Below are 24,939 nucleotides of genomic sequence, written 5' to 3' on the forward strand. Positions count from 1 at the left end.
ACACAGCCCGGTGCGCATTCGGGATTCGGTGAGCCGGGACGATACCCCTGCGGGGTCTGCTCGCCCACGCCATCCGGCAGGGACCCGTGGTTCACTCCTTGGCCATGACACGCAGTGCCTCCTCTTCCGGGGAGCCCGGGGCCGCGGTGTAAACGAGGAGACTCAGTTCCGGGTCCTGGGGGAAGCGAGTGATCTCGTACGAGAGGGTGAGTGGTCCGGCCTCGGGGTGATTGATGCGCTTGAGTCCGTACGATTTCGTCCGCACCGTGTGCCGTTCCCAGTGCCGCCGGAACTCCTCGCTGCGCGTGGTGAGTTCGCCGACTAACCGCCACAGCTTCGGGTCCTGGGGGAAGCGCCCCGCCGCGATGCGCAGATGGCCCACCGCCTCGCGGGCGATCATCTCGCGGTCCGGAAAGCGGGGGCCGATCTCCTCGTTGAGGAGGTGGAGCCGGCACAGGTTGCGCTCGGCGACGGGCAGCGCCGTGAAGTCGGTGATGAGCGTGCACACGGCGTGGTTCCAGGCCACGACATCCATGCGGTGCCCCATGACGAGCGCGGGTGCTGTGATCTAGTCCAGCAACCGCTGTATTCCGGTACGTGCTGCTGCATCGTCGACGGCCCGCTGTGGCTCGGGGGCCGTCTGCTGGGGCCGAGCCAACCGGAACAGGTGTGCCCGCTCGTCCTGGTCCAGGCGCAGAGCGTCGGCCACCGCGTCGAGAACGGTGTCCGAGACACCGCGGTTGCGGCCCTGTTCCAGGCGCACGTAGTAGTCGACGCTCACCCCGGCGAGATGCGCGAGTTCCTCCCGGCGCAGCCCGGGCACCCGCCGCAGGCCGGATCCCGAGGCGAACCCGGCGTCCTCCGGCCGGATCCTGGCCCGTCGTGAGCGCAGGAAAGCCCCTAACTCCCTGAGTTCCGCCCTGTGTTCACCCATGCCGTTCATTGTCGCCGTCCCGGGCGCGGAGTTCCCTGGGTACGGCGGACCCTGGGTACGGCGGACCCCAGGAATCACGGGGCGGCGGGAGATCGCGTGCGGCTCCGTGAGCATGGAGAGCGACGACGATCGACGAGGGGGCAGATGTATGCGCAAGCGAGCACGCCGGGTCGGCACAGCCGTGGTGGCGGCGGCGATGGCGGGAGTGTGTCTGCTGCCCGCACCGGCAGCGGGTGACGTCATGGGGCGGTCCGGTGTGCCACAGGCCGATCCCGCGCCCGGTGGCCCTCAGCGTCCCTACGAACCCGAGGTCCCCGGCCCGCGCAACGTCGATACCCTCGCCGCCGGGATCACCCATGACGGTGGCACGGAACAGGGCGTGCGGGTCCGCTTCGACCGCGCCAGCCACGCCGAGCCGGCCGGTCCTCCCGCCGCGGCCCGCCGCTTCGTGTTCCTCTTCGACGCATCACTCCGCTTCCGGCCGGACGCCTTTCCCACCTGTGCCCGCACCGTCATAGAGGAACGGGGGACGGGTGCCTGTCCCCGGCATTCGCTGGTCGGTCGCGGAACCAGTCACCTCTACCCGACGGGCACCGCCCAGGTATACGCCTTCAACACGCGTTACCCGAACGGCGCGCGCGGTGCCCTCGTCGTCATCCCGGCAAGCGACACGATCCTGGAACTCACGTGGGAGCGGGTCACCGCGCCCTACCGCCGCCTCGGCTACCGCTGGGCCCTCGACGAGATCCTGCCACCCACCGTGACTCCGCCCGAGCAGCGCGTCGGCACACGTCGGTTCGAGCTGACGTGGGGCGCTGCCCGCTCCACCGGCGCCAGTGCGGTCAGCTTCGCCCGGACGACCGCGCGACCCGGTGAGGAACTGCGCATCGGCCTGTGGAGCGAGTTCGTCACCGGCCAGATTGCGTTGCCTGAATCGACCGCGACGCGCCCTTGAGCCGGCAGGGCGCGGCGGATGCATGTGGCGGCGGTGCTCACGATCGTTCTTCTGCCGGGCGGGCTGGTCGCGCTGGTGCGGCTGCCGGCGGCGCGACCCGAGGTCTGATCACACGGCCTGTGTCGTCCTACGTTCACCCGCTTGAGGTTCGGACGCAACCATGCGTGATCCAGAGTGAGTTGAGTAAATTCCGAGCCCTGAGGAGCAGCGTTCATGTCACGTCAGCACGAACCCCCGGCCGGAGAGGCGACGCCCGCCGTGGGTGTTCGCCGTGCGGTCTCCGTGCCCGTGCCGGGTCAGGACCCCGGCGCGGATCTGAGACCGGGCACGCCCGAGTCCGCCGCTGCCGCTGACCCCGCCGCCGGTCCGGACGTACCCGTGTCGACGGCGTCGGGCGAGGAGCCGGCGCGCGGACGGCGTTCCAGGTGGCGCTCGCGCTCCCGGACCGCCGCCGCGGAACCGGAGGCGGAGCAGGCGGCGGCGTCCGAGGAGGCGGAAGCCGAGGCGGTGGCCGGTGCGGTCGTGGCCGGGACCGGTGGCGCCGCGGTGGCCGGAGCCGACGCGGACGGGACGCCGCCGGGACGTCTGCGCGGGCCCATGGTGGCCGCCGCCGCCATCGCGGGGGCGGTGCTGATCTGCGTACCCCTCCTGATCCTCGCCCTCAGCGGTGAGGACGACGACCGTACGGTCGAGACGGCTTCCGTCGGCGGAACGACGCTCGACCCCGATATGGCCGAGGAGCTCCCGGCCGCCGACTACCGGGCCGCCTCCCCGTCACCCTCGGTGTCGCCGAGCGCTGCCGAGTCCGCGTCCGGCTCCCCGGCCGGGTCCAAGTCCGAGCCGCTGCCCCCGAGTCCGGTCGTGACGGAGGCCGAGGTGAAGGCCGAGCCGCGGAGCGGCAGCGGGAAGAAGGACGACGACGAGGCCGAGCCCAAGGCGGAGAAGTCCCCTCCGATCACCGCCCGGCAGCTGGCCAACGCCGTCTCCAGCCGGGTCAACGCCCAGCTGAAGAACGTCGCGACCGGCAAGTGCGCCGACCTGCCCTACTTCGACAGGGGTTCGGTCGACGGCCCGGTGAGCCAGTACAACTGTCGGCCCACCACCAAGGACAACCAGCTCTGGGCCCTGGAGGTGGCCGACCGGGACGGTGGGCCGCAAGGAGCGAGCCTGTTCGTCATCAAGAACCGCAAGGACGGGATGTGCATGGACCTGCCGAATTACGGCAGTGTCGCACCCGGGACCAGGGTCTCCGAATACCACTGCCACCGGACGGACGCGGACAACCAGCTCTGGTGGCTGGACCCGCGGCCGGGGGGATACCTGGTCCGCAACCTCACGAGCAACCTGTGCATGAGCGTGACCGGAGGCGCGTCCGCCGGTAACGACGCCAGACTCCAGGTGGCGAACTGCGGCGCCCCCGCGCCGAACGCGCTGCGCTGGCTCGTCGTCGACGTCGTCAAGCCCTCCTGACGTCCCCCCTCACCATCCCCGGCCCGGCCCCGCCCGGTGAACACCGTTCTGCCCCGCTCCGTAGGAGAGTGTGGGCCACGCGGCGCGGCACACAGGCGTCCGCGCGGTCTACTGCGGGCGGCCACGGCATGAACGGCTAGCATCGCGGGCGCAGTCGTCGGCCGGGATGGTGAGGTGAGGGACGTGGAGACGCCGAGGATCGCCGTCGCCGTGGTGACCATGGGGAACCGGCCCGCCGAGGTGGACGCGCTGCTGGAATCCGTGGCGAAGCAGGACGTCCCGCCCGCGCGGATCGTGATCGTGGGAAACGGCTGCCCGCTGCCCGAGTTCGCCGGTCGGCTGTCGCTGCCCGGCGAGGTCACCACCGTGGAGCTGGAGGAGAACCTCGGCTGCCCGGGCGGGCGGAACGCGGCGATCGCGCGGTTGCGGGAGTTCGGGGACGTGGACGTCGTCGTCGAGCTGGACGACGACGGGCTGCTCGTCGACGCCGATGTGCTGCGCCGCGTGGGGGAGTTGTACGCCGCGGACGAACGGCTGGGGATCGTCGGGTTCCGGATCGCCGACGAACTGGGGGAGACCCAGCGGCGGCATGTGCCCCGGGTCGGGAAGTCGGACCCGATGCGCGGCGGGTACGTCACCGGATTCCTCGGGGGCGGGCACGCGCTGCGGATGGCCATGCTGGACGAGACCGGCGACTGGCCCGACGCGTTCTTCTTCGCGCACGAGGAGACCGACCTCGCCTGGCGCGCCGCCGACGCCGGGTGGCGGATCCTCTACGCGCCCGAACTGCTGCTCCAGCACCCGAAGACCTCGCCCGCCCGGCACGCCATCTACTTCCGGGTGAACGCCCGGAACCGGGTCTGGCTGGCCCGGCGGCGGCTCCCGCTCCCGCTCGTCCCCGTCCACCTCGGGGTGTGGGTCCTGCTCACCCTGCTGCGGAACCGGTCCGGCAGCGGACTGCGTGCCTGGTTCGGCGGCTTCGCGGAAGGACTGCGGGAACCGGCCGGCGAACGCCGGGCCATGCGCTGGCGGACGGTGTGGCGGCTCACCCGTCTGGGACGGCCGCCGGTCATCTGACCCGACGGGCAGAGGGCGAGGGGCCCGGTCGCTCACCTCGGCCGACCGGGGGTCCCTCTGGTGCGGATCGGGCCGCGGCGGCGACACTCCCCCGAGCTGCGCGTTCTACGCGCGCACCCCCGGGCCTGATCCGTTGTAGTGATCACATCAGAACTTGCCAACGGATCGCTAACATGTGCCCGGTCGAGCGGGTCGGGGCGGTGGGCGGGAAGGCAGTGGTGCGGCGTGAAGCGGCGCGGGCTGCGGTTCGGACTCCTGGGCACGACGGTGCTGTACGACGCCGGGTGCGCGGGTTCCGTCCGCGTCATCGGCAGTCCCAAACTGCGCATCTTGCTGGCCGTGTTGCTGCTCGACGCGGGGCGCGTCGTCTCCGTCGAGGCGCTGAAGGACGCGATGTGGGGCGGGGCGCCGCCCGTCTCCGCCCAGCCCTCGCTGCACAATCACGTGGCCCGGCTGCGGCGGATGCTCGACGACCCCGGCCGGCTGGTCACCGTGCCCACCGGGTACGTGCTGCGCGTCGGCGAAGGCGAGGTGGACGTTCAGGTCTTCGACGCGCACACCGCCGACGCGCGCGTGGCGCACGCCGGGCAGGACTGGGAGCGGGTGGTGCGCGAGTGCGCGGCCGCGCTCGCCCTGTGGCGGGGGAGCCCGCTGGCCGGGCTGCCGCCGGAGGTGGGCGGATACGCGCTGGTCCGCCGGCTGCGGGAGGCGCGGCTGCTGCTCCTGGAGTGGCGGTACGACGCCGAACTGGCCCTCGGCGGCGGGCGCCTGGCGGGACTTGTACCGGAGTTGACGGCGCTGGCCGCCGAGCATCCGCTGCGGGAGGCGTACCACCGCCAGCTGATGCTCGCCCTGCACCGCACCGGCCGCCGGGCGGAGGCCCTGGCGGTCCACCGCGATCTGCGGGCCCACTTGCGGGACGCCCTCGGCGTCGAACCGGGGCAGGGAGTACGCGAGGCCCATGTGGAGGTGCTGCGGGGGAGCGTCGAGCAGGCGCGCGGTGACGTGCGGGCGCGCGTGGAGGCGGCTGGGGTGGGGGCGGGTGAGCACTACGCCCCCGGGACCGCCGGTCCTGTGGTCCGCGGTGCGGCGCCCGGGCCCGCTTCCCGGCCCGCAGCAGCGGGACACGTCGCCGGGGCTCGCCCGGGGTCTGTCCCCGGGGCTCCCCCGGAGTCCGGTCCCGGGGTGCGCCCGGAGTCCGCGTCCGGGTCTCCCTCCGCGTCCGTTTCCGGGCCCGCCGCGGAATCCTGCACTACGCCTGTCCCCACCCAAGAAGCGTCCGCCCGGTCCGGAGCCGTAAGCCGTGCCGGCGGGCTTCCGCCGCCCCGGCCCGCGCAGTTGCCTCCCGCGCCCCTTCACTTCACCGGCCGGACGGGCGTCCGGGACGAGCTGTGCCGGGTCCTCGCCCCCGGCTCGCGGGCGGTCGCGCCCGTCGGGGTCGTCACGGGTACCGCCGGCGTCGGCAAGAGCGCCCTCGCGCTGCATGTGGCCCATACGCTGGCGGAACGTTTCAGCGACGGGCAGCTCTACGTCAACCTGCACGGGGCGACCCCCGGCATGACCCCTCTGACGCCCGCCCAGGCCCTGGCCGGCCTCCTGCGCGACCTCGGCACCGAGCCGCGCGACATCCCCGAACACCCCGACGCGGCCACCGCGTTGCTGCGTTCCCTGCTCGCGCCGACCCGCACCCTCCTCGTCCTGGACGACGCCGCGAGCGCCGCCCAGGTGCGCCCGCTGCTGCCGGCCGGGCCCGGCTGTGCGGTGATCGTCACGAGCCGCTCGCCGCTCACCGCCCTCGACGGTGCCGCCCGCTTCCCGCTCACCCCGCTGTCCGACGAGGACAGCGCCGCCCTGCTGTGCGCGGCTTCCGGGCGGGACGGGCTGGACGCCGGCCATCCCCTCGTGGCGCTCACCGGCCGCCTTCCCCTGGCCCTGCGGGTCGTCGCGGCCCGGCTCGCCGCGCGCCGGGCCCTCACGCCGGACGTGCTCGCCGGGCAACTGTCCGCCACCGACAGCCGGTTGCCCCACCTGGAGTACGACGACCTCAGCGTCCGCCGCTCGCTGGCCGTCGCGCACGACGCGCTCACCGACTCCGGACGCCGGGCGGACCGCGACGCGGCCCTCGCCCTGTGCCGCATCGGCGCGCTCGACCTGCCCGCCTACGGCGCACCCCTGCTGGCCCGTCTCACCGGCACCGACGAGCGCCGGGCCGAGGCCGCCCTGGACCGGCTGGTCGACGTGGCCCTCGTGGAGGAGACCGCGTACGGCCGCTACGTCCCCCACGATCTGGTCCGCGACTTCGCCCGGGAGCGCGCCGGTGCCAGTGAGACGGCGCGCGACGCCACCGTCGGGACCGCCCTGCGCTGGTACGCGGCCGTCGCCGAACGCGTCCTCACCGCCATCGTCGAGCCCGGCCTCGACCAGGACGACCGCCGCCTCCCCACGCCGTCCCAGCCGTCCGGGCACACGGCCCTCGTCGACACCGTCCCCCCGTTCGCCGACGCCGCGGAGGCCTTCGCCTGGGGCGACCGGGAGTTGGAGAACATCGTCGCCCTCGTCGAGCGGTACTCCGGTGAGGAGGCCGGGGACGGGGAGACCGACCGCCGGGCCGCTCACCCCGCCGTCCTCTCCCTCCTCCTCCGCCTGCTCCACCCGTACCTCCTGCGCGCCGGCCGCATCGCCGAACTGGAGGTGCTGGGGCGGGCCGCGCTCCGCCTGGCGCGGAGGCTCGGCGACGAGGCCGCCGAGGGATGGGCGCTGGGCGATCTCGCGGGGCTGCACTTCCTGACCGGCCGCCTGGGTGACGCCCTCGCCCTCACCGACCGCGCGCTGGGGATCTGGCGGCGGCTGGGCACCGCCTCCCGGATCCGGCGTGCCCTCAACAACCGGGGTCTGCTGCTGGAAGGGCTCGGCCGGTACGCCGAGTCGGAGCGGGCGCTGCGGGAGAGCCTCACGTACTCGCGGCAGCTGAACGACCCCTACGGCGAGGCCGTCACCCACAGCCACCTCGGCAACCTGTACGAGCACACCGATCCGCGCGCCGCCATCGAGCAGCACCGGCGTTCGCTCGCCCTCGGGGACGACATCGGCGCGGTCATCGTGCGGCACTCCGCCCACTGCAACATCGGTTACGCGCACCTCCGACTGGGCGAACCGGCCGCCGCGCTGCCGCACTTCGAGGAGAGCCTGCGCATCCTCGGCGGGCACGGCGACTGGCACGGCGAGTCCCAGACCCGGCTCGGACTGGTCCGCTCCCTGCGGCTGCTGGGGCGCGTCGAACGGGCCGCCGACGAGTGCGCGGAACTGCTCCGCCGCGCGGACGCCCGCGCCGACCGCTACGCCGGCGGCCTGGCCCGCCACCAGTACGGCCTGCTGCTGGGCGGGCAGGGGCGCATGAGCGAGGCGGACGAGCAGTGGCGTGCCGCGCTCTCCGCACTGGACGGGACGGACGAGCAGACGGTGGTGGAGGAGCTGCGCGAGCTGCTCGGAGGAACCCGGCCGACGGAGTGATCACTTGGCGTCGGCATAGCACTCCACCACCGCCGTCGTGAACGGGAACCGCACCGGTGTCTCCCCGAACGTCAGCCGGCCGGCCAGCTCCGCGGCCCGCCCGATCGCCGCCACCACCGCCCCCGCTTCCTCCTCGGGGCAGTGCACGATCACCTCGTCGTGCTGGAAGAAGACCAGCTCGGCCGACATGTCCGCCAGGGTCCGCCGCAGCGCGGCGAGCAGCAGCAGGGCCCAGTCGGCGGCGCTGCCCTGGACCACGAAGTTACGGGCGAAGCGGCCCCGGGCGCGGGCATTGGTCGAGGCGTAGCCCGGCACCCAGGGGCGATCCCCGTCGGCGGCCTCGTCGTCGGCGACCGGGATGCCCGCCTCCTCCGCCGGGTCGTCCGTCGTCCGGGCGGCCGGCGGGCAGGTGCGGCCCAGCCAGGTCCGTACGAGGCGGCCCTCCTCGCCCGCGCGGGCGGCCTCGTCGACGTAGGCCACGGCCCTGGGGAAACGGCGTCTGAGCGCGGCGAGGTTCTTCAGGCCGTCGCCGGAGGTCTGGCCGTAGACGGCGCCGAGGACGGCGAGCTTGGCCTGGGCGCGGTCGCCGGAGAAGGCCCGGTCGGACACCGACTGGTACAGGTCGGTCTCCCGTCCGGCCACCTCCATCAGCCCGGGGTCGCGGGAGATCGCCGCCAGCACCCGCGGCTCCATCTGGTCGGCGTCGGCGACGACGAGTCGCCAGCCGGGGTCGGCGACGACCGCGCGGCGGATCACCTTGGGGATCTGGAGGCCGCCCCCGCCATTGGTCACCCAGCGGCCGGTGACCGTCCCGCCCGCGAGGAACTCGGGCCGGAACCGGCCGTCGCGCACCCAGTCCTGGAGCCAGGACCAGCCGTGGGCCACCCAGATCCGGTACAGCTTCTTGTACTCGACCAGCGGTTCGACGGCCGGGTGGTCGACGGACTCGATCTCCCAGCGGCGGGTCGAGGAGACCTTGATGCCGGCCTGCGCGAAGGCCTTCACCACATCGGCGGGCAGATCGGGCCGGACCCGGCGGCCGAAGGCGGCGGACACCTCGTCGGCCAGCTCGGCGAGCCGGCGCGGCTCGCCCCCGCCCGCGTACCGCTCGCCGAGCAGGTCGTGCAGCACCGCGCGGTGGACGTCGGCCCGCCAGGGCAGTCCCGCGCGGTTCATCTCGGCGGCCACCAGCGTCCCCGCCGACTCGGCGGCCGTCAGCAGCCGCATCCGGTCCGGATGCGCGGTCGCGTCGGTGCGCCGCTGCTGCTCGGCGTAGACCGCGAGGAGGTCCGTCAGCGGCAGCTGGACGCCCCGGGGTTCGAAGAGCGGTGACTGGGCGCCCGGTTCGGCCTGGCGCTGCGGCGGGTCGGGCGGCACGGGGCCGCCGCGCAGCCGGGCCAGCGAGGCCGCGGCCGAACGGGGTTCCCCGTACCGGCCTTCGTGGCCGAGGAGGAGCGTCTCGGCGGTCTCGATGTCGTAGGCCCGCTCCACTCGCACCCCCGTGGCGAGCAGACGCGGATAGACCTCGGCGGTGGACCGCCACACCCATCGCGTGACACCGGGACGGCTCCGTACGGCCTCGGCGAGGTCCGCCTCCCGCAGCACCGGACCGGCGGGCAGCCCGTCCGGACCGAGGGGGGCGACGTCCACGCCACCGTCCTCGGCCGGAGCGAGTGCCCACCGGTCGGCCATGCTGCGAGTGTGGCAGGGGGGTCTGACAACGACCCCCCTGGTCAGTCCTTGGTCAGCCCTCCTGCGCGGGCTGCTCGTCCTCCGTCCGGGGCTCGGTGTACCGCGCCAGGGCCTCGGCGACGTACCGCTCGGTGGCGTCCTTGGTGACGCCGAGACCGCTGAGGAGGCCCTCGCCGTTCTCGTGCTCCAGCAGGGCGAGCAGGATGTGCTCGGTGCCGATGTAGTTGTGGCCGAGGCGGAGGGCCTCGCGGAAGGTGAGTTCCAGGACCTTCTTGGCCGCCGGGCCGTACGGCACCAGCTCGGGGGCGTCCTCGACGGCCGGCGGCAGCGCCGCGCGGGCGGCGTCGGCGACCGCCTGGACGGCGACGCCCTGCTCGTTGATCGCCTTGACGGCCAGGCCCTCCGGCTCGGCCAGCAGACCGAGGACCAGGTGCTCCGGCAGGCCCTCGGCGTTGCGCGCGGCCTGGGCCTCGTTGTGCGCGGCCATGACCGTGTTGCGGGCCCGGGGGGTGTAGCGGTTGAAGCCCTGGCTCGGGTCGAGGTCGTTGCCCTCCTTCGGCACGAAGCGCTTCTGGGCCGCCTGCCGGGTGACGCCCATGCTCCTGCCGATGTCCGTCCAGGAGGCGCCCGAGCGCCGGGCCTGGTCCACGAAGTGGCCGATCAGGTGGTCGGCCACGTCGCCGAGGTGCTCCCCGGCGAGCACCGCGTCCTGAAGCTGTTCGAGGGGCTCCTCGTGGACCTTCTTGATGGCCGCGATGAGGTCGTCGAGACGCACGGATGACTTGATGGCGGGGTTCGTCGTCATGTGTCAACCGTAAGTTGACACCCCAGGGGTGTCAACCCGAAGTTGACACCTTCGGGTGAATCCCCGGGGCATGGCACGATCGGCCCGTGAGTACGTCCAGCACCGTCGACCGCGCCTTCCGGGCCGCCCTCTACGACACCGGCGACGCCGCCCTCGACACCGGCGCGTCCCTGCTCGCCGCCGATCCGGCCGCCGACGCCGAACTCGCGCGGCGGGGCGAGGAGTTCGTGGCCACCGCCTGGCAGCGCGGCTGGCAGCCGGCCGATGTCGTACGGATCGTCCGCCGCGAGCTGGACGACCTCCATGTACGGCTCGTCTCCGCCCTGATCCGCGCACAGACCCGCGACGACCGCCCGCGCGGACCCCGCTGGAACGCCCAGCTCGACGAGCTGGACGCGGAACCCGCCCCGCGCGGCGACCGCTTCTCGTCCGCCACGGCCGTGCTGGAGCTGTACCGCCTGCTGCTGCGCCTGCCCGCCCTCGAACCCCTCGACGAGACCGCCGCCCCCGGTTCGCGGGACCGGCGGCCGGAGTCCCGCATGCTCGGGCGCATCCGCGCGCTGCTGGCCAAGGCGGAGGCGACCGGATTCCCGGAGGAGGCGGAGGCGCTCAGCGCCAAGGCGCAGGAACTGATGGCGCGGCACAGTGTCGACGAGGCCCTGCTCGCCGCGCGGGCGCCCTCCGCCGAGGCGCCGGGCGCCTGCCGGATCGGGGTCGAGCCGCCGTACGAGCAGGCCAAGGCGGTGCTGCTGGACGCGGTCGCGTCCGCGAACCACTGCCGGGCCGTGTGGAACGAACCGTTCGGCTTCTCCACCGTGGTCGGCTTCGCCCCCGACCTGGAGGCGGTCGAACTCCTCTACACCTCACTGCTCGTGCAGGCCACCACGGCGATGACCAGGGCGGAGGCCGCACAGCGGGCGGGCGGACGCAAGCGGACCAAGACCTTCCGGCAGTCCTTCCTCGCCTCCTACGCGCACCGCGTGGGAACCCGTCTCGCGGCCGCCGCCGAGAGCCAGGTGAGCGACGATCTGCTGCCCGTCCTCGCCACCCGCGCGGTGGCCGTCACCGAGCGGACGGACCGCCTCTTCCCGGAGACCACGACCACCCGGCTGCGCGGGGTGAGCGACGCGGCGGGCTGGGAGGAAGGCGCCCGCGCGGCGGACGACGCCCAGGTGAAGCCCCGCCGGCACCTCCCGTGAGGTCCAGGGGGTGTCGTTCGGATCGTGCCGGGGTCGCGGGGTCCGGCACGCGTTCCCCCACTGCCTGAAGGGCGTGGGAGGTGCCCCCGGCGGCGTTGTCGTCGGGTGCCAGGGCTCCGCCCTGTCGCCCTCCTCCGCCTTTCAGCTGCGCGCACCGGACCCCGCTCGGGCCGGCTGACAAGGCGCCGCCACCCGGAGCCGACCTGATCCGAACGACACCCCTAGTCGCCCGCCTGCTGGTAGGCGCTCACGGTGATCTTGTGGCCGGCCCGGTCGTCGGACGCGATCGGGCCGTAGGTCCAGGGGAAGTCGCGGGTGCCGGAGAGCCCGACCCGGAGGGACTCGGCGTCGAAGGCGCCGTCGCCGCTCGTGCCGCGTTCGTAGGTGAGGACGAACGACGCGGAGTCGCCCTTGGCCAGGGTGAGTTCCTGGGCCCTGGCGCCCTCGGCCGGCGGCACCTCGACGGTGGCGGAGTCGCCGGCGCCGGCCAGTCGTACCTCGGGGAAGCCCTCCACGGTGCAGGTGGCGCCCCGGTTGGTCAGGCCGACCGGCACCTCGCCGGTGTCCCCGGCGGCCGGCGCGGTGCTCGCCGGGCCCACCTCGACGCTCACCGTGTCGACCGAGCAGGCGGTGCTCTCCCGCTTCCCGTCACCGCCGTCGTCGCCGTCCGTGGTGCCGCAGGCGGTCAGCAGGAGGAGCGCGGTGACGGCGCTGGCGGCGATCGGCGTGGTGCGCATGAGTGATCCTCTGGTTCGCGGAGTTGCCCACCGGTCATCATCACGCACGGGCCACCGGTCCGCCCCGCCGGACGGTCCCTACCCCAGCCCCGCCGTCGGCAGGTCCGTCGGGAAGCTCCCGCCCTCGGCCCTGGTGTACGTCTCGATGCCGAGGCCGCTCGCCCAGGTGACCTTCAGGGAGCCCCCGCCGACGGATTCCACCGTTCCGTTCGCCCGGTCCTCGTTGCCGTCGCCGCACTTCAGGCGGATCGAGTGGGTCCCGCCCTCCTCCCGCGCGGTGCCACTGCACACGGTGCCGCCCGTGGCGAAGAGGGCGGCCTCCTCGCCGTTCACCATCAGGGCGACGGCCTTGCCGTCGGCCGTGGTGAGCCAGCTGCCCTCCAGCTCGCCCGCCGGGGCCTCGCTCGCCCCGGAACTCCCGGCGCCGCCACCGGAGTCGGCGGTCGCCGTGGCGGAGGGGGTGGGAGTGGGAGTGGCCGTGGAGTCGTCGGAGCCGTCCCCGCTGCACGCGGTCAGCGTGAGCGCGCCGGCCAGCCCCACGACCGCGGCCACGGCCCGTGCGCGCCGGGACCGCGACGCGCGCGGTGCGGCCGAGTACGTCACCGAAGCAACCGAAGTCACTGCAAGCCCCCTCGCTCCCGCCGGCCCCGTCGGCCGGACGACCGCCGTCAGCTAACAGGACTCACCCGGCACGCCACCACCCCTCAGTGACACACTTCGCACCCGGCGCGACCACGGGGAACGGGGCGCGAATTCCCTGCATGTGGACGGCACACAAGGGAACACGAGGGAACACAAAAGCCCCCGCGTGCGTCTCATAGGGAGCGGGGGTCGGTAAAACGTCCGTCAAAGCGGGCACGGCACGAGCGTCAACGCTGTAACCGCAGGAACACCCCGCGTGCACGTGCATCTGCCCATGCATCTGCACATGAACAAAGCTATGATCCGGGTCAGTTGACCACTGCATCAATGGCCACACCAGCCAGTGCACCAGCGGGGAGCGACCTGTGGACCACGACGTGTACGACGGTGACGTGTACGACGGTGCCGACGCGTCCGGCGTGTACAACGGCATGGCTGCCACCCGGCTGCACGGAGTGGCCTGGCAGAAGAGCCGGCACAGCAATTCGCAGGGGTCCTGCGTGGAATTCGCCCGGCTGCCCGGCGGAGAGGTCGCCGTGCGCAACTCGCGCTTCCCCGACGGGCCCGCGCTGGTGTACACCCGCGCGGAGATCGAGGCCATGCTGCTGGGCGTGAAGGACGGCGAGTTCGACCATCTGGTCGTCGGCTGACCGGTGTCCGGGCGCACGCGTGCGCCCGGAGTCGCTCAGGAGGCGCCGACGCGCGTAGAACCGCGGCGCCGGGATGCGCCGCGGTTCGTCAAGCGCCGGGACAGGGGCGGTCGGCGGGGCGCGGCAGCCGGAACAGGGCCCAGACCACCTTGCCGCCGAGCGCTCCGGCCATCGGGTGCCAGCCCCAGCTGTCGCTGAAGGAGTCGACCAGGAACAGCCCCCGGCCCGACTCGGCGGAGAAGTCGTCCGAGTCGCGGGCGACGGGGCTGTCGTCGCTGGGGTCGCGCACCGCGCACACCAGCCGCTCGGTCCACCGCATCAGATGCAGCCGTACCGGCAGGTCCGGCGCCGTCGGCCGCGGGGTGGCGGCCGGCAGGCCGTGGCGCAGGGCGTTGGTGACCAGTTCGGAGACCACCAGGCACACATCGTCGAACCGGTCGCCCAGTTCCCACTGGTCGAGGGTTCTGCGGGTGAACTGCCGGGCCTCGCGGACCGCTTCGTAGCGGGCGGGGAGGGCGCAGGAGGCGGCGTCGGACGCGGCCGCGAGGTTCAGCGGCGGAAGGCCCTGCCGTAACGGCTCGAGCATGGTCGATCCATTCGTCCCCATGCGAGGCACTCCCGGGAATTCGCGGTCGTAGCGAGGCGGCGGTGGTGCGGGGACCATGGTTTCGGATGCGTACAGCAGATGCAAGGGCAGATGCACGTGCAGCTGACCGAATTCGACCCTACCGTACTGGTTTGTTGGCCAATTTTTCCGTCATCTTCCCGTCCTCTTCCGGCTGTTCCCTTGCCTCCTCCTAGCTCTTGCTTGCTCCCACCATGCCCGTTCCGTGCTCCTTCCCGATCGGATCGCGCGGCTGGATTCCGTTTCCGTAACCGTGCGAGTACTGCTCGAAGTGTTTTAGTGGCAGACTGCGGGCCCTGAAGACGTTGGGGAGGCTGGCGAACGTGAGCGCGGGAGAGCCGGGATCGGTGGTGCGGCGCATGCTGCTCGGATCACAACTGCGGCGACTGCGTGAGGCGCGGGGGATCACGCGCGAGGCGGCGGGCTATTCGATCCGCGCCTCCGAATCGAAGATCAGCCGGATGGAGTTGGGCCGGGTGAGCTTCAAGACCAGGGATGTCGAGGACCTGCTGACGTTGTACGGCATCACGGACGAGCAGGAGCGCACCTCGTTGCTCTCGCTCGCCAAGGAGGCCAACGTCGCGGGCTGGTGGCACAGTTATTCGGACGTACTGCCGAGCTGGTTCCCCACGTACGTGGGTCTCGAGGGCGCCGCCTCGCTGATCCGGGCGTACGAGGTGCAGTTCGTGCACGGTCTGCTCCAGACCGAGGAGTACGCCCGCGCGGTGGTGCGGCGCGGCATGAAGGGCGCGAGCGAGGAGGACGTCGAGCGACGGGTGACGCTGCGTCTGGAGCGGCAGAAGTACCTGGTCTCGGAGAACGCGCCCGAGTTCCATGTCGTCCTCGACGAGGCCGCCCTGCGCCGGCCGTACGGCGACCGCGCGGTGATGCGCGGCCAGCTCCAGCACCTCATCGACGTCTCCGAGCGGCCGAACGTCCGGCTCCAGGTCATGCCGTTCAGTCTCGGCGGGCACTCCGGCGAGTCGGGCGCCTTCACCATCCTCAGCTTCCCCGAGTCCGACCTGTCGGACGTCGTGTACCTGGAGCAGCTCACCAGCGCGCTCTATCTCGACAAGGCCGAGGACGTGGCCCAGTACGAGAAGGCGCTCAAGGAGCTCCAGCACGACAGCCCGGGGCCCTCGGAGAGCCGGGACCTCCTGCGGGGGCTGCTCCAGCTGTCCTGAGGGCGCACGGCTCCGATGGCCAACTGTCCTGAGTGGGGCCTTCAACTCACATAAAACACAAGTACGATGACGTGCGATCAGACCGTGCAGTCGATCAGTGTTCTGCTGATGCAGCAAGGGATTGAGGGATCACATGTCGTCGTACTTCACCGACCTCGCTCAGCAGTACATCGACGGTGAGTGGCGTCCGGGCTCAGGCTCCTGGGACATCATCGACTTCAACCCGTACGACGACGAGAAGCTCGCGTCGATCACGATAGCCACGGTCGACGAGGTCGATCAGGCCTACCGGGCGGCCGCCCGCGCGCAGAAGGAGTGGGCGGCGACCAACCCGTACACCCGCCGCGCGGTGTTCGAGAAGGCGCTCAGGCTGGTGGAGGAGCGCGAGGAGGAGATCGCCGGGGCGATCGTCGCCGAGCTCGGCGGCACGCGCCTGAAGGCCGCCTTCGAGCTGCACCTCGCCAAGGAGTTCCTGCGCGAGGCGGTCCATCTGGCGCTGCGCCCCGAGGGCCGGATCATCCCCTCGCCGGTGGACGGCAAGGAGAACCGCGTCTACCGCGTGCCCGTCGGCGTCGTGGGCGTGATCAGCCCCTTCAACTTCCCGTTCCTGCTCTCCCTGAAGTCGGTCGCCCCCGCGCTCGCGCTCGGCAACGGCGTGGTGCTCAAGCCGCACCAGAACACGCCGATCGTCGGCGGCACCCTGGTCGCGAAGATCTTCGAGGACGCGGGCCTGCCCGCCGGTCTGCTGAACGTCCTCGTCACCGACATCGCGGAGATCGGCGACGCCTTCATCGAGCACCCGGTCCCGAAGGTCATCTCCTTCACCGGCTCGGACCAGGTCGGCCGCCACGTGGCCACGGTCTGCGCCTCCCTCTTCAAGCGCGCGGTCCTCGAACTCGGCGGCAACAGCGCGCTGGTGGTCCTCGACGACGCGGACGTCGACTACGCGGTGGACGCGGCCGTGTTCAGCCGGTTCGTCCATCAGGGCCAGGTCTGCATGGCCGCCAACCGCGTCCTGGTCGACCGGTCGGTCGCCGACGAGTTCACCGAGAAGTTCGTCGCCAAGGTCAAGTCCCTCAAGGCGGGCGACCCGCGTGACCCGGAGACGGTCATCGGCCCGGTGATCAACTCCCGGCAGGCGGACGTCCTCTCCGGCGTCGTCGAGCAGGCGATCGGCGAGGGCGCCACCGCCCTGGTGCGCGGCGAGCGCAGGAACAACCTGGTCGAGCCGTCCGTGCTCACCGGACTGCCCGCGGACTCGCCCCTGCTCCAGCAGGAGGTCTTCGGGCCCGTCGCGTTCCTCGTTCCGTTCGACGGCGAGGAGGAGGCCGTGCGCCTCGTCAACGACACCCCGTACGGCCTGAGCGGCGCCGTGCACACCGGTGACGTCGAGCGGGGCGTCAACTTCGCCAAGCAGATCGACACCGGCATGTTCCACGTGAACGACGGCACCGTGCACGACGAGCCGATCGTCCCCTTCGGCGGCGAGAAGCACTCGGGCGTCGGCCGCCTCAACGGCGACACGATGCTGGACGCCTTTACCACGATGAAGTGGATCTCGGTCCAGCACGGCCGCAGCGGCTTCCCGTTCTGAGGGGGCGGGGCGGCCCCGGTGCCGGAACCGGGGGTCCTACGCTGGGCACATGTCAGTGATCCGTCTCCTCGTGCTCGGCGCGGTGCGCCAGCACGGGCGGGCCCATGGGTACCAGGTGCGGAACGACCTGGAGTACTGGGGCGCGCACGAGTGGTCCAACGCCAAGCCCGGCTCGATCTACCACGCGCTGAAGCAGATGGCGAAGCAGGGGCTGCTGCACGCGCACGAGATCGCGCCGTCCACGGCCGGCGGCCCGCCGCGCACGGAGTACGAGATCACCGAGCAGGGGACCGAGGAGTACTTCCGGCTGCTGCGGGAGGCCCTGACCTCCTACGACCAGAAGCCGGACGCGCTCTCGGCCGGGCTCGGATTCATGGTCGACCTGGAGCGCGCCGAGGCCCTGGCGCTGCTGGAGCGGCGCCTGCGGGCGATCGAGGAGTGGCGCACGTCGGTCACCGAGTACTACACCCCCGAGGGCGGCCCCGGCCCGCTGGGCCACATCGGGGAGATCATGGACTTCTGGGTGCACTCGGCCGACACCGGCGCCGAGTGGACCCGCGCCCTCATCGAGCGCATCCGGGGCGGCGCCTACACCTTCTCCGGGGAGGGCGAGCCGTTCGTCGCCGTCCTGGCGGAGGGCGAGGAAAACCCGTACGCGACGGGGGAGAGGCATCCCGGGGACGAGGGTTAGGGCCTGACACCCCCTAGTGGTGGAAGCCCGTGGCCGCCTTCCTGTCGTGGGTGAGGGGGTGCGGCTGGCGGCGCAGCGCCGGCAGCAGCCGGGTCAGGTCCTCGGCGAAGACGTCGGCCAGGTCCTCGGAGAAGCCGTTGCGGCACACCACCCGCAGCACCGACAGGTCCTCGCGGTTCGCCGGGAAGGTGTACGCGGGCACCAGCCAGCCCTGCTCCCGCATCCGCCGGGCCACGTCGAAGACGTCGTACGCCGTCACGTCGTCGGCGGTCGTGAACGCGAACACCGGGAGCTCGTCGCCCCGGGTCAGCAGCCGGAAGTCGCCGAGCGCCCCGATCCGGTCCGCGAGGCCCCCGGCCACGTTCCGCGCGGCCCGCTGCACCGCGCGGTAGCCGTCCCGGCCCAGCCGCAGGAACGTGTAGTACTGCGCCACGACCTGCGCGCCCGGCCGGGAGAAGTTCAGCGCGAAGGTCGGCATGTCGCCGCCCAGGTAGTTCACCCGGAAGACCAGCTCCTCCGGCAGCGCGTCCGCGTCCCGCCACAGCGCCCAGCCGACGCCCGGGTACACCAACCCGTACTTGTGCCCCGAGGTGTTGATCGACGCCACGCGCGGGAGGCGGAAGTCCCACACCAGGTCCTCGTCGAGGAAGGGCGCGATCATCGCGCCGGACGCCCCGTCCACGTGCACGGGGACGTCGAGGCCGGTGCGCTCCTGGAGCTCGTCCAGCGCCGCGCACAGGTCGGCGACCGGTTCGTACGAGCCGTCGAAGGTGGAGCCCAGGACGCCGACGACCCCGATGGTGTTCTCGTCGCACAGCTCGGCCGCCGCCCGCGGGTCGAGGTGGAACCGCTCGCCCTCCATGGGCACCTGACGGGCCTCCACCTCCCAGAAGGTGCAGAACTTCTCCCAGCAGACCTGGACGTTGACGCCCATCACCAGGTTGGGCCGGGCCCCCGGCGCGGGATTCCGCGCGCTCCAGCGCCGCTTCAGCGCCATCCCGGCGAGCATGCACGCCTCGCTCGACCCGGTCGTCGAACAGCCCACGGCCTTCGACGGGTCGGGCGCGTGCCACAGGTCGGCGAGCATCGCCACACAGCGCCGCTCCAGCTCGGCGGTGCGCGGGTACTCGTCCTTGTCGATCATGTTCTTGTCCCGGCACTCCGCCATCAGCCTCCCGGCCTCCGGCTCCATCCAGGTGGTGACGAAGGTGGCCAGGTTCAGCCGCGCGTTGCCGTCCAGCATCAGCTCGTCGTGCACGAGCTGATACGCCGTCGAGGGCGCCATCGGCGAGTCGGGCATCCGGTGCTTGGGCGGCGCCTCGGCCATGTCCCCGACCGGATTGGCCGGTCCGAGGAAGGGGTTGACGTACACGGGGCGCTCGTCGTGCTGCGGGCCGGTGTGGAGCGGCATGGATGACTCCTGTTCTCGGGAGCGTCGGGTGGTGGGGAAGGGCAGAGGAGGTCATCGCACGGCCGTCCCGTCCGCCCTCAGCTGCATGTGCGGGCGGCCCGTGACCAGCAGCCAGGCCGGCAGGGAGGCGACGCACAGAAGGGTGATGATCCCGGGGGAGGCGACCAGGACGGCGGCGACGAACAGGCTCACCCAGCCCTGCCGGGTGATCGCCAGCAGGATCCCCAGCACACCGGCCGACACGCCCACCGCCGGATGCATCCCGGGCACCAGCGCGTGCGCGCACAACCCGAGCGCCGTACCGACGAACACCGCCGGGAAGATCCGCCCGCCCCGGAAGCCGCAGGACGCGGCGACGAGCAGCGCGGCCAGCTTCACCAGCGTCATCGTGGCGAACTCGCCCGCCGTCCAGCCGTCGGGATCGCGCGCCAGCTCCGCGATCTCGTCGAGCCCCTTGAACAGGGTCAGATGCCCGCCCAGGGCCGCCAGTCCGCCCAGCACCGCCCCACCCACGGGAAGCATCAGCATCGGGTGCCGCAGCCGCCGGAACGCCCCGTGGACGAAGGGGAAGGCGTGGACGGCGCACATGCCGAGCACCGCGCCCACCGAGGCCACGACGAGCGACGCCAGCAGATCGCCCCAGCCGGGCCGCCCGAACGGCGGCAGATGCAGATCGAAACTCGGCTGCGAGATCAGCGAGGTGGTGAGCGCGCCCGCCCCGGCGGCAGCCAGCGGCGCGAAGAGGCTGTCCCACAGCTGCCCCTTGATCCGCTGCCCGGCCAGCGCCTCGGAGATGACCAGCGCGGCGGCGACCGGCGTACCGAACAGGGCGCCGATCGTCCCCGCCTCCGCCAGCGCCACCCAGCCCCGCTCCGGGGCCCTCGGGAAGGCCCTGGTGCCCGCCCAGACCGCCAGCGAGACGTTCACCGCGATGATCGGGTTCTCGGGCCCCAGGCTCGGCCCACCGGCCAGCACGAACGCGGTCGCCAGCAGCAGCCCCGGCAGGACCGCGAGCGGCAGCACGGGCGCGTCCAGACCGGTGGTCGCCGGATCGGGGCCCGCGTGGCCGGGGACCTTCCACACCACCAGCCCGACCGCGACCCCGGTGGCGACGAGCACCACGAACATCCACAGCACGGAGTACCTGCCGACCCCCAGGGCGTCCGGTACGTCCTGCCAGAGCACGTCCTGGAGCTCCTCGGCCGCCGTGCTCACGCCCACCAGGACCAGGCTCGTCACCACGCCCACGAGCAGCGCGGGGACAAGGGTCGGCAGCAGGGCGCGCGCCTCGGTCGCGGGGGCGTCGGCGGGTGCTCGGTGTGCGCTGTCCTGGGCCACGCGCACACGATATGCGGATGAAGCGGACAAAACCGTAACCGGCTTGCACCTCACGCGGCGTGAGGACCCAAGGTGGAGCGCGTACCGAGAAGGGAGCGGGGAAGTGAGCTACTCCGTGGGACAGGTCGCGGGCTTCGCCGGGGTCACCGTGCGCACGCTGCACCACTACGACGGCATCGGCCTGCTCGTCCCGAGCGGGCGCAGCCACGCGGGGCACCGGCGCTACAGCGACGCCGACCTCGACCGGCTTCAGCAGATCCTGTTCTACCGCGAGCTCGGCTTCCCGCTCGAGGAGGTCGCCGTCCTGCTCGACGACCCGGACGCGGACCCGCGCGCGCACCTGCGCCGCCAGCACGAACTGCTGACCGCCCGGATCGAGAGGCTGCGGAAGATGGCGGCGGCCGTGGAACACGCCATGGAGGCACGCAAGATGGGGATCAATCTGACGCCCGAGGAGAAGTTCGAGGTGTTCGGGGACAAGGACCCCGAGCAGTACGCCGACGAGGCGGAGGAGCGCTGGGGCGGCACCGAGGCGTACGCCGAGTCGCAGCGCCGCGCGGCGGGCTACACCAAGGAGGACTGGAAGCGGATGCAGGCCGAGGTGGCCGACTGGGGCGAGCGCTACGACGCTCTGATGACCGCCGGGACGTCATCCGCCGACGAGGCGGCCATGAACATGGCCGAGGAACACCGGCAGCACATCTGCACCTGGTTCTACGAATGTTCGTACGAGATCCACAAGGGTCTCGCCGAGATGTACGTCGGCGACGAGCGCTTCAAGGAGTTCTACGACTCCATGCGGCCCGGTCTCGCCGAGCACCTCAGGGGGGCGATCCTCGCCAACGCCGCCCGACACGCCTCCTGAGCGGTCGTGGCCCGGCTCACTCCCGGGCCACGACCAGCGGTGATGCCGTACGGCACCGGATCGCGGCTTTCTCCGGGGCGGATCACAGGGCATGCTGGGTACCCCCGCGGAACCTGGGCCTCTATGGCTGCGTTCATAATTTGGGCAGCCAGCCCAGCCCTTACCCCCCAGCAGCAGGAGCCACATCCCCGTGACCACGCTTGCGCTCGGCCCTGAGTGGCTGAGCCCGGACTACCTGATCGAGACCTTCAGCCTGCCCGGCATCCTGCTGATCGTTTTCGCGGAGTCCGGACTCTTCGCGTTCCTGCCCGGTGACTCCCTGCTGTTCACGGCGGGTCTCTTCGTGGCCGAGGGCAACTACATCAGCCAGCCGCTGTGGCTGGTGTGCACGCTGATCGTGCTGGCCGCCGTCATCGGCGACCAAGTCGGTTACATGATCGGCAAGTTCTTCGGACCCAAGCTCTTCAACCGGCCGAACTCCAAGCTCTTCAAACAGGAGAACCTGGAGAAGGCCCACGAGTTCATGGAGAAGTACGGCCCGAAGGCGATCGTCCTGGCCCGCTTCGTCCCGATCGTGCGTACGTTCGCACCCATCGTGGCGGGCGCCGGCCGCATGAAGTACCGCACCTTCCTCACGTACAACGTCATCGGCGGTGTCGCCTGGGGCTGCGGTGTCACCGTCGCCGGTTACTGGCTCGGCCAGATCGAGCTCATCAAGACCAACATCGAGCCGATCCTCATCCTGATCGTCTTCCTCTCCGTGGTGCCGATCATCATCGAGTACGTGCGCGAGCGCGGGAAGAAGAAGCGCGCCGCCGCCGAGGCCCCGGCCCAGGCCGCCGCCCCGCAGACCCCGGTCATGGACGACGCCACGACCCAGCTCCGCCGCATCACCCCGCCGGCCCCGCAGCAGCCCCAGCAGCAGTACTACGGCAACCAGGGCTATCCGCAGCAGCCCCAGCAGCCGTACGACAACCAGGGCGGCTACCCGCAGCAGCCGTACTCCGACGACCAGTACTACAACCCGAACCAGCAGCAGCCGTACAACCGCGGCTACTGAACCCACCCCCAGGGGCGCGGGGAACTGCGCGAAAAGGCCCCACCGGCCCACGGCCGCCAAGACGCACAGGCCCCCGAGCTGGACGGCGTCCAATAGACATGGCGCCGGCGATCGGAAATGGCGCCGGCGCTAGAATCCCCGCGTCCGCTTGGCGGCACGCCGCTTCTCCGCGGACCCGATCCGCAGGAACATCCGGGACAGCTCGGAACCGAGGTTCACGCCGATCGCGATCGCCATGGCGAGCGCCACCGCCTGCGTCAGATACACCAGCCCGGAGTCGACCTCGTTCTGCGCGATGCCCAGCAGACCGAAGTACGTGGCGGAACCGGGCAGCAGCGGCCCGATCGCCGCCGTGGTGTACGGCAGCGCGGACGCGAACCGGTACCGGGCCAGCAACTGCCCGAACAGGCCCACGAGACCCGCCGCGGCCGCCGTGGAGGCCACCGGTGAGATGCCGCCCACGGTGTGCATCGCCCCGTACACCACCCACGCGACCCCGCCGTTCAGGGTCACCATCAGCACGGTGGATCGTTCCTGCTGGAGCAGTACCGCGAAGGCCAGCGACAGCAGCATCGACGCGGCGATCTGGAGCCACGGCCGCGGGACGCCGCCGAGCGCCGCGTCCGGGTTCAGCTTGGCGCCCAGCTGCACACCGAAGTACAGCACCGTCAGCACCCCGGCCACGATGCCCACGAAGAAGTACAGGACCTCCAGCAGGCGCGCGGACGCGGTGATGTAGAAGCCGGTCAGGCCGTCCTGCACGCCCGCCACCAGGGCCCGCCCGGGCAGCAGCGCGAACAGCCCACCGGTGATCACCGCGGACGCCTTGACGTCCGCGTGCGCCAGCGTCAGCGCCACCCCTATCGCGGCCGGCGGCATCGCCGCCGCCGTGAACTGGTAGAACTCCGGCAGCCCCCGGCCGGCGCACAGCCAGGCCAGCCGGTCGCCGAGCATCGCGCCGATCGCCGCGGCGACGAACACCAGGAAGCCACCGCCGACCAGCATCGAGGCCGCGCCGGCGAGCAGCCCGCTCGCCCCGGTCAGCACCCAGCCGGAGTACGGGTGCCGGTTGCGGCGGATCTCCGCCAGCCGCCCGTACGCCTCCTCCAGGGAGATGTGGGTCTCCTCGTCGCTGAGGTCGTCGACCAGCTGGTAGACCGCCGCCAGCCGGGTGTAGTCGGGGCTGCGGCGGCGCACCGTGCGCGAGGCGGACACCGGGTCGTCGACCAGGGAGGGCTGGTAGGAGATCGACAGCAGGGTGAAGGTGACGTTGGGCTCGCAGCGGTCCAGGCCGTAGGAGCGGCACACGGCGAACATCGCCGCCTCCACGTCCTCGGCGCCCTCACCGCCCGCCAGCAGCAGCTCCCCGATACGCAGGGTCAGGTCGAGGACGCGCGGCACCGCCGGCCCGGCCTCGTCGTGCCGCTGCGCGAGCTCCGGCGCCGGCCGCTCGGTGACCGGCAGGCGCAGCATCGCGCGCATCCGGTCCTGCCACGGCGCGTCCTGGGCCAGCCGGACCAGCGGTATACCGCTCGGCGGGGTGAACGCCGCCGGCTGTTTCACGCTGTAGGTGCTCGGCGGGCTGAACGCCGACCCCTCCGCCTCGGCCGGCGCCGGCGGGGCCACGTCCAGGCCCTGGGGAACGGCGAACTCGGAGGTCGTCTCCGACTCCGAACCGGCCTTCGGGACGGCCAGCCCCTGGGGAACGGCGAACTCGGACGTCGTCGACGAGTCGGACTCGACCGGCGCCGCGACGCCCGAGGGAGGAGTGAACGCGCTCCTCGCCTCGTCCGACTCCGGCTTGCGGTCCTCCGCGTCCGTCACCTGCTCCGCTCTCCCTGTACGACACCGTCCGTAGACGACCGTAAACGTGCCCCGTACTGCCTCAGTATGCGCACGGACAGCAGAACGGGCCGCACGCCCACGCGTGCGGCCCGTTCCGCGTTCCGCGGCGGGAGGGCTCAGTGGCCGCCCTGCTCCTTGAAACGCTTGTAGGACCGCTCGATCTCCGCCTCGGCGTCCACCCGGCCCACCCAGTTGGCGCCCTCGACCGACTTGCCCGGCTCCAGGTCCTTGTAGACCTCGAAGAAGTGCTGGATCTCCAGGCGGTCGAACTCGGACACGTGGTGGATGTCGCGCAGGTGCTCCACGCGCGGGTCCGTCGACGGGACGCACAGCAGCTTGTCGTCGCCGCCCGCCTCGTCCGTCATCCGGAACATGCCGATCGCACGGCAGCGGATCAGGCAGCCCGGGAACGTCGGCTCGTCCAGGATGACCAGCGCGTCCAGCGGGTCGCCGTCCTCGCCGAGGGTGTTCTCGACGAAGCCGTAGTCGGTCGGGTAGGCGGTCGAGGTGAAGAGTCGACGGTCCAGGCGGATCCGACCCGTCTCGTGGTCCACCTCGTACTTGTTCCGCGAACCCTTCGGGATCTCGATCGTGACGTCGAACTCCACCGGTGGCTCCTCCATGATCAGCACATAGTTCTGGTGGTTAAGTGTCC

22 protein-coding genes are annotated in these 24,939 nt (G+C 72.1%); 11 read left to right on the forward strand and 11 right to left on the reverse strand.

Annotated features, from left to right (window positions below):
- Positions 1-91 precede the first annotated feature (91 nt).
- Together ACZ470_RS12340 and ACZ470_RS12345 are read right to left on the reverse strand one after the other, a co-directional pair.
- Complete coding sequence (locus ACZ470_RS12340; RefSeq protein ID WP_468426902.1) at positions 92-568, reverse strand: MmyB family transcriptional regulator; 477 nt, start codon at positions 566-568, stop codon at positions 92-94.
- Complete coding sequence (locus ACZ470_RS12345; RefSeq protein ID WP_468426808.1) at positions 569-934, reverse strand: helix-turn-helix domain-containing protein; 366 nt, start codon at positions 932-934, stop codon at positions 569-571.
- Between the two features lie 112 nt (positions 935-1,046).
- On the opposite strand from ACZ470_RS12345, the gene ACZ470_RS12350 reads away from it, so the two are divergent.
- From ACZ470_RS12350 to ACZ470_RS12365, 4 genes are all read left to right on the forward strand, one after another.
- Positions 1,047-1,889, forward strand: coding sequence for a hypothetical protein (locus tag ACZ470_RS12350; RefSeq protein ID WP_468426903.1), 843 nt, complete (start codon positions 1,047-1,049; stop codon positions 1,887-1,889).
- A gap of 213 nt (positions 1,890-2,102) precedes the next feature.
- Complete coding sequence (locus ACZ470_RS12355; RefSeq protein WP_468426809.1) at positions 2,103-3,359, forward strand: RICIN domain-containing protein; 1,257 nt, start codon at positions 2,103-2,105, stop codon at positions 3,357-3,359.
- Positions 3,360-3,542: 183 nt separating this feature from the next.
- Positions 3,543-4,436 carry a glycosyltransferase family 2 protein gene (locus tag ACZ470_RS12360; protein ID WP_468426810.1) on the forward strand — a complete coding sequence of 298 codons (894 nt, stop codon included), beginning with the start codon at positions 3,543-3,545 and terminating at the stop codon, positions 4,434-4,436.
- Positions 4,437-4,661: 225 nt separating this feature from the next.
- On the forward strand, positions 4,662-7,946 hold the full coding sequence (locus ACZ470_RS12365; RefSeq protein ID WP_468426811.1) for an AfsR/SARP family transcriptional regulator: 3,285 nt from the start codon (positions 4,662-4,664) through the stop codon (positions 7,944-7,946).
- Here ACZ470_RS12365 and ACZ470_RS12370 read toward each other — a convergent pair whose 3' ends face one another.
- Together ACZ470_RS12370 and ACZ470_RS12375 are read right to left on the reverse strand one after the other, a co-directional pair.
- Positions 7,947-9,638: a bifunctional 3'-5' exonuclease/DNA polymerase gene (locus ACZ470_RS12370; RefSeq protein WP_468426812.1), complete on the reverse strand. Its 1,692-nt coding sequence runs from the start codon at positions 9,636-9,638 to the stop codon at positions 7,947-7,949.
- A 52-nt stretch (positions 9,639-9,690) separates the two neighbouring features.
- Positions 9,691-10,443, reverse strand: a complete 753-nt coding sequence (locus ACZ470_RS12375; protein ID WP_468426813.1) for a Clp protease N-terminal domain-containing protein — start codon at positions 10,441-10,443, stop codon at positions 9,691-9,693.
- Between the two features lie 86 nt (positions 10,444-10,529).
- Between ACZ470_RS12375 and ACZ470_RS12380 the strand changes: the two genes are divergently transcribed.
- Complete coding sequence (locus ACZ470_RS12380; RefSeq protein WP_468426814.1) at positions 10,530-11,642, forward strand: DUF2786 domain-containing protein; 1,113 nt, start codon at positions 10,530-10,532, stop codon at positions 11,640-11,642.
- A 221-nt stretch (positions 11,643-11,863) separates the two neighbouring features.
- Here ACZ470_RS12380 and ACZ470_RS12385 read toward each other — a convergent pair whose 3' ends face one another.
- Positions 11,864-12,379, reverse strand: coding sequence for a DUF4232 domain-containing protein (locus ACZ470_RS12385; protein WP_468426815.1), 516 nt, complete (start codon positions 12,377-12,379; stop codon positions 11,864-11,866).
- 78 nt (positions 12,380-12,457) lie between these two features.
- Positions 12,458-13,000: a hypothetical protein gene (locus ACZ470_RS12390; RefSeq protein ID WP_468426816.1), complete on the reverse strand. Its 543-nt coding sequence runs from the start codon at positions 12,998-13,000 to the stop codon at positions 12,458-12,460.
- A gap of 386 nt (positions 13,001-13,386) precedes the next feature.
- Here ACZ470_RS12390 and ACZ470_RS12395 point away from each other — a divergent pair, with 386 nt between their 5' ends.
- Positions 13,387-13,671, forward strand: a complete 285-nt coding sequence (locus ACZ470_RS12395; protein ID WP_468426817.1) for a DUF397 domain-containing protein — start codon at positions 13,387-13,389, stop codon at positions 13,669-13,671.
- Positions 13,672-13,759: 88 nt separating this feature from the next.
- Here ACZ470_RS12395 and ACZ470_RS12400 read toward each other — a convergent pair whose 3' ends face one another.
- On the reverse strand, positions 13,760-14,278 hold the full coding sequence (locus ACZ470_RS12400; RefSeq protein ID WP_468426818.1) for an ATP-binding protein: 519 nt from the start codon (positions 14,276-14,278) through the stop codon (positions 13,760-13,762).
- Positions 14,279-14,655: 377 nt separating this feature from the next.
- Between ACZ470_RS12400 and ACZ470_RS12405 the strand changes: the two genes are divergently transcribed.
- The 3 genes from ACZ470_RS12405 (at position 14,656) to ACZ470_RS12415 (ending at position 17,765) form a co-directional block, all read left to right on the forward strand.
- The gene (locus tag ACZ470_RS12405; protein WP_468426904.1) at positions 14,656-15,480 is read left to right on the forward strand and encodes a helix-turn-helix domain-containing protein; all 825 of its coding nucleotides are present in this window, start codon (positions 14,656-14,658) and stop codon (positions 15,478-15,480) included.
- A 133-nt stretch (positions 15,481-15,613) separates the two neighbouring features.
- A complete protein-coding gene (locus ACZ470_RS12410) occupies positions 15,614-17,074 on the forward strand; it encodes an aldehyde dehydrogenase family protein (RefSeq protein WP_468426819.1) in 1,461 nt (486 codons plus the stop codon).
- Positions 17,075-17,123: 49 nt separating this feature from the next.
- The gene (locus tag ACZ470_RS12415; protein WP_468426820.1) at positions 17,124-17,765 is read left to right on the forward strand and encodes a PadR family transcriptional regulator; all 642 of its coding nucleotides are present in this window, start codon (positions 17,124-17,126) and stop codon (positions 17,763-17,765) included.
- 13 nt (positions 17,766-17,778) lie between these two features.
- Here ACZ470_RS12415 and ACZ470_RS12420 read toward each other — a convergent pair whose 3' ends face one another.
- Both ACZ470_RS12420 and ACZ470_RS12425 read right to left on the reverse strand, forming a co-directional pair.
- A complete protein-coding gene (locus tag ACZ470_RS12420; RefSeq protein ID WP_468426821.1) occupies positions 17,779-19,176 on the reverse strand; it encodes a glutamate decarboxylase in 1,398 nt (465 codons plus the stop codon).
- Between the two features lie 51 nt (positions 19,177-19,227).
- Positions 19,228-20,514, reverse strand: a complete 1,287-nt coding sequence (locus ACZ470_RS12425; protein WP_468426822.1) for an ion channel protein — start codon at positions 20,512-20,514, stop codon at positions 19,228-19,230.
- A 103-nt stretch (positions 20,515-20,617) separates the two neighbouring features.
- Here ACZ470_RS12425 and ACZ470_RS12430 point away from each other — a divergent pair, with 103 nt between their 5' ends.
- Positions 20,618-21,379, forward strand: a complete 762-nt coding sequence (locus ACZ470_RS12430) for a MerR family transcriptional regulator (protein WP_468426823.1) — start codon at positions 20,618-20,620, stop codon at positions 21,377-21,379.
- A 190-nt stretch (positions 21,380-21,569) separates the two neighbouring features.
- Positions 21,570-22,439 (forward strand): DedA family protein, encoded by an 870-nt coding sequence (locus tag ACZ470_RS12435; protein ID WP_468426824.1) that lies wholly within the window; start codon positions 21,570-21,572, stop codon positions 22,437-22,439.
- Positions 22,440-22,568: 129 nt separating this feature from the next.
- On the opposite strand, the gene ACZ470_RS12440 is transcribed toward ACZ470_RS12435, so the two are convergent.
- Both ACZ470_RS12440 and ACZ470_RS12445 read right to left on the reverse strand, forming a co-directional pair.
- Positions 22,569-24,263 carry a threonine/serine exporter family protein gene (locus ACZ470_RS12440; RefSeq protein ID WP_468426825.1) on the reverse strand — a complete coding sequence of 565 codons (1,695 nt, stop codon included), beginning with the start codon at positions 24,261-24,263 and terminating at the stop codon, positions 22,569-22,571.
- A 137-nt stretch (positions 24,264-24,400) separates the two neighbouring features.
- The gene (locus ACZ470_RS12445; protein ID WP_006132604.1) at positions 24,401-24,892 is read right to left on the reverse strand and encodes an inorganic diphosphatase; all 492 of its coding nucleotides are present in this window, start codon (positions 24,890-24,892) and stop codon (positions 24,401-24,403) included.
- Positions 24,893-24,939 lie beyond the last annotated feature (47 nt).

The organism is Streptomyces sp. NPDC031111, assembly GCF_055570675.1.

Excerpts from the sequence above, each read along its gene's own strand:
- ACZ470_RS12355 (WP_468426809.1), top strand. The coding sequence starts at position 2,103 with ATGTCACGTCAGCACGAACCCCCGGCCGGAGAGGCGACGCCCGCCGTG.
- ACZ470_RS12405 (WP_468426904.1), top strand. The coding sequence starts at position 14,656 with ATGCTGCTCGGATCACAACTGCGGCGACTGCGTGAGGCGCGGGGGATC.
- ACZ470_RS12375 (WP_468426813.1), bottom strand. The coding sequence starts at position 10,443 with ATGACGACGAACCCCGCCATCAAGTCATCCGTGCGTCTCGACGACCTC.
- ACZ470_RS12350 (WP_468426903.1), top strand. The coding sequence starts at position 1,047 with ATGGAGAGCGACGACGATCGACGAGGGGGCAGATGTATGCGCAAGCGA.
- ACZ470_RS12345 (WP_468426808.1), bottom strand. The coding sequence starts at position 934 with ATGGGTGAACACAGGGCGGAACTCAGGGAGTTAGGGGCTTTCCTGCGC.
- ACZ470_RS12415 (WP_468426820.1), top strand. The coding sequence starts at position 17,124 with ATGTCAGTGATCCGTCTCCTCGTGCTCGGCGCGGTGCGCCAGCACGGG.
- ACZ470_RS12385 (WP_468426815.1), bottom strand. The coding sequence starts at position 12,379 with ATGCGCACCACGCCGATCGCCGCCAGCGCCGTCACCGCGCTCCTCCTG.
- ACZ470_RS12370 (WP_468426812.1), bottom strand. The coding sequence starts at position 9,638 with ATGGCCGACCGGTGGGCACTCGCTCCGGCCGAGGACGGTGGCGTGGAC.
- ACZ470_RS12400 (WP_468426818.1), bottom strand. The coding sequence starts at position 14,278 with ATGGGGACGAATGGATCGACCATGCTCGAGCCGTTACGGCAGGGCCTT.
- ACZ470_RS12420 (WP_468426821.1), bottom strand. The coding sequence starts at position 19,176 with ATGCCGCTCCACACCGGCCCGCAGCACGACGAGCGCCCCGTGTACGTC.
- ACZ470_RS12410 (WP_468426819.1), top strand. The coding sequence starts at position 15,614 with ATGTCGTCGTACTTCACCGACCTCGCTCAGCAGTACATCGACGGTGAG.